2 protein-coding genes and 3 rRNA genes are annotated in these 6,232 nt (G+C 57.2%); all 5 read left to right on the plus strand.

Translation table 11 applies throughout. From position 1 onward, the window contains the following. Positions 1-550 (plus strand): 16S ribosomal RNA (locus P1S59_14015); the annotation flags it as partial. A 403-nt stretch (positions 551-953) separates the two neighbouring features. After that, positions 954-4,743 (plus strand): 23S ribosomal RNA (locus P1S59_14020). A 91-nt stretch (positions 4,744-4,834) separates the two neighbouring features. Further along, a 5S ribosomal RNA gene (gene rrf / locus P1S59_14025) occupies positions 4,835-4,951 on the plus strand. A 59-nt stretch (positions 4,952-5,010) separates the two neighbouring features. Then, positions 5,011-5,811: a hypothetical protein gene (locus P1S59_14030; GenBank protein MDF1527349.1), complete on the plus strand. Its 801-nt coding sequence runs from the start codon at positions 5,011-5,013 to the stop codon at positions 5,809-5,811. Positions 5,812-5,908: 97 nt separating this feature from the next. Then, a partial coding sequence (locus P1S59_14035; protein ID MDF1527350.1) for a transposase family protein occupies positions 5,909-6,232 on the plus strand: 324 nt, incomplete at its 3' end.

Below are 6,232 nucleotides of genomic sequence, written 5' to 3' on the forward strand. Positions count from 1 at the left end.
AAATTCGGTGAAAGCCGAATCCTCCAAGAGCTTGCTCGAGGACACTGTAACAGGTGGTGCATGGCTGTCGTCAGCTCGTGTCGTGAGATGTTGGGTTAAGTCCCGCAACGAGCGCAACCCCTATCCTATGTTGCCAGCGGTTCGGCCGGGGACTCATAGGAGACTGCCGGGGATAACTCGGAGGAAGGTGGGGACGACGTCAAGTCATCATGCCCCTTATGGCCAGGGCTGCACGCATGCTACAATGGCCGATACAACGGGCAGCGATCCAGCGATGGTGAGCGAATCCCTTAAAGTCGGCCTCAGTTCGGATTGGAGTCTGCAACTCGACTCCATGAAGTCGGAGTCGCTAGTAATCGTGGATCAGCAAAGCCGCGGTGAATGCGTTCTCGGGGATTGTACACACCGCCCGTCACGTCACGAAAGTCGGCAACACCCGAAGTCAGTGGTCCAACCTTATGGGAGGAAGCTGCCGAAGGTGGGGTCGGTGATTGGGACGAAGTCGTAACAAGGTAGCCGTACGGGAACGTGCGGCTGGATCACCTCCTTTCTAAGGAGCAAACTGAATCTGCACGACGGATTCGATGTGTGAGTAGCAAAGCAATACACAGAGTTTTCGTTAGAAAACTCGAATGTGATGCAAAGCATCACACGCTCTTAGGTTGATGTACTGATTATTCGATTCTCTCGAGATCTCTCGCAGGAGGAGGTAACTCCCCGGAGAGGTCGCCGGAGAGTCGGGCACACTGTTTAGTTGTGAGGGAGTCTGATGGCCCTTGGCCATCAGATGGGAGTTCCTACCGGGACTCCACCCTTATCGCGATGATGTTGCTTCGGCTTCATCGAGCGAGAGCCCGAGTTCGGCAAGGCCGAACTCGAAACCTGCCGGCGTTGAGCCGGCAGGCGGCACCTTGAGAACTGCATAGCGAGCACTAATGTCTTGGATTCTTTACGTCCAAGCTACTAAGGGTCCACGGTGGATGCCTTGGCGTTAGGAGCCGATGAAGGACGTGGCAGGCTGCGAAAAGCCTCGGGAAGCTGTCAAGCAAGCGTAGATCCGAGGATGTCCGAATGGGGAAACCCGGCTGGGGTAATGCCCAGTCACTCCGGTCTGAATATATAGGGCCGGTAGAGGGAACTAGGGGAATTGAAACATCTCAGTACCCTGTAGGAAAAGAAAGCAAAAGCGACTCCCTGAGTAGTGGTGAGCGAAACGGGAAAAGCCTAAACCAGTGCGGTGTCAAAGCCCGACGGCGTTGCCGTACTGGTGTTGTGGGAGCCATCTGATAACTCGTCGGAGTTGTCAAGGAGTTACAAAATCAGGTGATAGTCGAACCAGGCTGGAAAGCTTGGCCGCAGAAGGTAAGAGCCCTGTAGACGAAATCGCACTGATCTCCTGATGGAGTTCCCAAGTATCACGGGGGATATCCCGTGTGAATCTGCGAGGACCACCTCGTAAGGCTAAGTACTTCCTAACGACCGATAGCGGACAAGTACCGTGAGGGAAAGGTGAAAAGCACCCCGGTGAGGGGAGTGAAATAGAACCTGAAACCGTGGACTTACAAGCAGTGGGAGGGATCTTCGGATCCTGACCGCCTGCCTTCTGAAGAATGAGCCGGCGAGTTATTGGTGTGTGGCAAGGTTAAGGCGTATGCCGTAGCCGCAGCGAAAGCGAGTCTGAATAGGGCGTACAGTCGCATGCTATAGACCCGAAGCCGAGTGATCTATCCATGGGCAGGGTGAAGCGAGGGTAAGACCTCGTGGAGGCCCGAACCCACCTAGGTTGAAAACTGGGGGGATGACCTGTGGATAGGGGTGAAAGGCCAAACAAACTCGGTGATAGCTGGTTCTCCCCGAAATAGCTTTAGGGCTAGCGTCACGCGTTCCGCATTGGGGGTAGAGCACTGATTGGGCAAGGGGGCCGACAAGCTTACTAACCCCAGTCAAACTCCGAATCTCAATGCGCTAGAGCGTGGCAGTCAGACTGTGGGGGATAAGCTCCATGGTCGAAAGGGAAACAGCCCAGACCGCCAGCTAAGGCCCCTAAGTGTGTACTAAGTGGGAAACGATGTGGAGTCGCCCAAACAGCCAGGAGGTTGGCTTAGAAGCAGCCATCCTTTAAAGAGTGCGTAACAGCTCACTGGTCGAGTGATTCCGCGCGGAAAATGTAACGGGGCTCAAGTACACCGCCGAAGCTGCGGATTTCCGTCAATAGCTCGGCCCTTTTCCTTCGGGAACTGGGTCTAGGCGACGGGAGTGGTAGGGGAGCGTCGAGCAGCCCATGAAGCGGCGGCGGAAGCCAGCCGTGGAGGCTGTTCGAGTGCGAATGCCGGCATGAGTAGCGAAAGAGGAGTGAGAATCTCCTCCGCCGAATGTCCAAGGGTTCCTGGGGAAGGCTCGTCCGCCCAGGGTTAGTCGGGACCTAAGGCGAGGCCGAGAGGCGTAGTCGATGGACAACTGGTTGATATTCCAGTACCACCATATGCGCGTTCAGGCTGAACCCAGTTTGCTAAGGAAAGCCCTTCGGGGCCTACCGACCCAACTGGTATTAGGCCAGCAATGGAGTGACGCGGAAAGGTAAGCAGACCCGGGCGTTGGTTGACCCGGGGTAAACGTTTAGGGCGAGGGCCAGGTAAATCCGGACCTCATTAAGCCTGAGGCGTGATGCCGACCCGTTTTAGGGGAAGCTGCCGATCCTATGCCGCCTAGAAAACCTTCTAGCGAGTTCGTATGGTGCCCGTACCCCAAACCGACACAGGTGGACAAGTAGAGAATACTAAGGCGATCGAGATAACTCTGGTTAAGGAACTCGGCAAATTGGTCCCGTAACTTCGGGAGAAGGGACGCCCCGGTAAAGTCGAGGACTTCGCGTCCAAAGGCTTGAGGGGGCCGCAGTGACCTGGCCCAAACGACTGTTTACTAAAAACACAGCAGCGTGCTAAGTCGCAAGACGATGTATACGCTGTGACGCCTGCCCGGTGCCGGAAGGTTAAGGGGAAGGGTTAGCTTCGGCGAAGCTCTGAACTTAAGCCCCGGTAAACGGCGGCCGTAACTATAACGGTCCTAAGGTAGACGCACTCTTAGTGCAGAGTGCCTGCCCCCCGCAGCAGTGATGTTGCGGTGTGCAGCTGGCTATATGCTGGAAACCCCGTGTATCTGACGGTACTCGTTTGTGTCACACCCATCTGAGATGGTGGTGATATGGACAGTGAAAATCCGTTCAGTGCGGACAATCAGCAGGAAAGGCCAGGGATTGAGCAGTGGGTCGTCGGGTTCACCGACGGCGAAGGCTGTTTCTCGATATCGGTAGTGCGGAATCGAGGCTGTCGGCTCGGTTGGCAAGTCCAACATGAGTTTTCAGTCACACAACTCGCACCATCACGTTCCGCTCTGGAGCTCCTCAGGGAGTTCTTTCGATGCGGAACGATTATCGAGAATCGCCGGAACGACGATCACCGGCACGATCTGGCTCGCTTCTCCGTGAAGCGTCGCTCAGATCTAGTCGGAACGATTGTTCCGTTTTTCGAACAGCACCCACTCATTACCGCGAAGCAACGCGATTTCACGTTGTTCTCGGACGTCATCGACAAGATGATGGCCGGTGAGCATCTCACTGAAGGCGGGTTGCGGCTGATAGCGATGATTACCGAGCGTATGAATCGACAGCAGCGGTCTCAGTTCCTGGAATCCTCAGAGGCCATACGCCAGCCGGCTCACGTCCGATAGTGAGTCGATGATATGGTCCGAGCCCTATGGCGACATAGGGAGCAACTCGAGCGAAATTCCTTGTCGGGTAAGTTCCGACCTGCACGAATGGCGTAACGATTTGGGCACTGTCTCAACCAGAGACTCGGCGAAATTGCATTGTGAGTAAAGATGCTCACTACCTGCGACAGGACGGAAAGACCCCGGAACCTTTACTGCAGCTTGGCATTGGAGTCTGGTATACGATGTGTAGGATAGGTGGGAGACTGCGAAGCAGCGGCGCTAGTCGTTGTGGAGTCAACCTTGGAATACCACCCTTCGTGTATAGGGCTTCTAACCTCGATCCGTTATCCGGATCAGGGACATTGCCTGGCGGGCAGTTTCACTGGGGCGGTGGCCTCCTAAAGAGTAACGGAGGCGCCCAAAGGTCCCCTCAGTCTGGTCGGCAATCAGACGGCGAGTGCAAGGGCACAAGGGGGCTTGACTGCGAGACCTACAAGTCGAGCAGGGACGAAAGTCGGGCCTAGTGATCCTACCGTGGCGTGTGGAAGCGCGGTAGCTCAACGGCTAAAAGGTACTCCGGGGATAACAGGCTTATACCCCCCAAGAGTCCATATCGACGGGGGTGTTTGGCACCTCGATGTCGGCTCGTCGCATCCTGGGGCCGGAGCAGGTCCCAAGGGTCGGGCTGTTCGCCCGTTAAAGCGGCACGCGAGCTGGGTTTAGAACGTCGTGAGACAGTTCGGTCCCTATCCGTCGCAGGCGCAGGAGATTTGAGAGGAGCTGTCCCTAGTACGAGAGGACCGGGATGGACGAACCTCTGGTGTGCCAGTTGTTCTGCCAAGAGCACGGCTGGTTAGCTACGTTCGGACGGGATAAGCGCTGAAGGCATCTAAGTGCGAAGCCCACCTCGAGATGAGATCTCCCACCGGATTAACCGGGTAAGGCCCCTGGTAGATGACCAGGTAGATAGGCCGGAAGTGGAAGCGCAGTAATGCGTGGAGCTGACCGGTACTAATCGGCCGAGGGCTTGGATTAGAATTCATGACTTAGTGCTCGCTATGGAGTGCTCAGGGTGACCTGAGTGCGCGGATTCATCGGCCTGCGGCCTCCGAATCCGATAGATTTGTCCGGTGGCGATAGCGGCGGGGAACCACCCGTTCCCATTCCGAACACGGAAGTTAAGCCCGCCAGCGCCGATGGTACTTGGGGAGCAATCCCCCGGGAGAGTAGGTCACCGCCGGACATTATTTTCGAGGGCCGTCCTTTTTGGGCGGCCCTCACTTATGAGCAAGGAGCAGACAGTTGTCGGGACCACGTGGGGGAGACCGTCGAGGAGATCGACGGGATTCGCAACCCCGAAAGCAATCCGGAGATCGGCGCGAATCCTCTGACCGGCAACGAGACGGCTCGAAGACTCGCGGCAAGCCTGCAGGCGAACGCAAGCCGCCCAAGAGCCAGACCGCGGTCGGAACCGGCTCAGATCTACCTCGCTGGCTCCGCGACGAGATCGTCCGTTCCACAAAGAAGGATCGCCGCGATGCCACCCTCAATTTGTTGAGTGCCGCCGCCGGATCGTTCGAGGAAGGCCGGTACCCGGCAGCCAGGAAGAAACTCCTCGAAGCAAAGGCGCTGTCACCTCAGCCGGGAGCGATACGAGAGCTTCTGGCCCTGTCCTGCTATCGAATGGGGCTGTGGCAAGAAGCGCTCCGAGAAATCCGCACCTTTCGGCGCATCACCGGCGACACGACCCACATGGCGATTGAGATGGATTCGCTGCGAGCGCTCGAGCGTTTAGATGATGTGCACTCGACCTTTGAGATGTTCCTCGAACTCGGAGGATCGAACGCGGCCGAAGCGGAAATCAGGGTCGTGTATGGATCATTCCTCCTCGACCAGGGCGACAATCGAAAGGCATGGGAGGTCACCCGTCCGCGCCGGCTTTCCAAGGACGCTCCTGAGTGGGAAATCCGACGCTGGTATGTTGCGGCGCGGGCCGCGGCCAGGCTCGGCGACAAGGCGACGGCCAAACAGATCGCCGCCGCCATCGAAGGGATAGATCCTTCGCTTCCGGGGCTGGAAGCTCTTCACGGCGAGATCGCTTAACCGGCTCATCGGATTTCAGCGGGGTGTAGGGGTTCCCGGTTGATTAGGAGGGCTCTGCCAATCTGATGGTTACTACGCCTTCAGACTGGAGAGCCCCTTGGAAACGAACCCTATCCGTGTGTGCGAGCTGCTGGTGGGACTGCCCGACGTGACCGTGTTGGGTGTCGACGATCTGGCTGGTGGGCCGATCCGGGTTTATGTCGAATCCCGGATGTCACGGCCGTCGTGTGTGGAGTGTGGGACGGTGGCGGTGGTGAAGGACCGGGCAACGGTGGAACTGGTTGATCTGCCTGCTTTCGGCCGTCAGTCCCGGCTGGCGTGGCGCAAACACCGTTTCAGGTGTCCGCATTTCCCGTCTCGCCGGAAAGCTGCTGAAAGACCGTCTGTTAACCGACATTTCTGTGGCTCACAAGGGAGAAGT

The sequence above is a fragment of the bacterium genome, from assembly GCA_029210965.1.
GTDB lineage: Bacteria > BMS3Abin14 > BMS3Abin14 > BMS3Abin14 > BMS3Abin14 > JALHUC01.